The sequence below is a fragment of the Neisseria sp. HMSC065D04 genome, from assembly GCF_001815675.1.
Taxonomy (GTDB): domain Bacteria; phylum Pseudomonadota; class Gammaproteobacteria; order Burkholderiales; family Neisseriaceae; genus Neisseria.
Map to the genome: position 1 here is coordinate 1 of NZ_KV821497.1, position 353 is coordinate 353.

The 353-nt window shown below is 50.4% G+C and carries 1 protein-coding gene; it reads left to right on the plus strand.

Annotated elements, in window-relative coordinates; genetic code table 11:
- Positions 1-353 (plus strand): transposase (locus HMPREF3050_RS04490; RefSeq protein WP_141758403.1); only part of this gene is annotated, 353 nt, incomplete at both ends.

Sequence of the window (353 nt, forward strand, 5' to 3'; positions counted from 1 at the left end):
GCTGGAACTGATTAACCGACAACTGGCCGAAAAAAACCTAAAATTAGAGAAGGCATCCGCCGCCGTCATTGATGCCACCATTATTCAGACTGCCGGCAGCAAACAGCGTCAGGCCATAGAAGTCGACGAGGAAGGACAAGTCAGCGGCCAAACCACACCGAGTAAGGACAAAGATGCCCGTTGGACAAAGAAAAACGGCCTCTACAAACTCGGTTACAAACAACATACCCGTACCGATGAGGAAGGCTATATCGAGAAACTGCACATCACTCCTGCCAATACCCATGAGTGCAACCATCTGTCCCCTTTGTTGGAAGGCATTGCCGAAGGTACGACCGTCTATGCCGACAAAG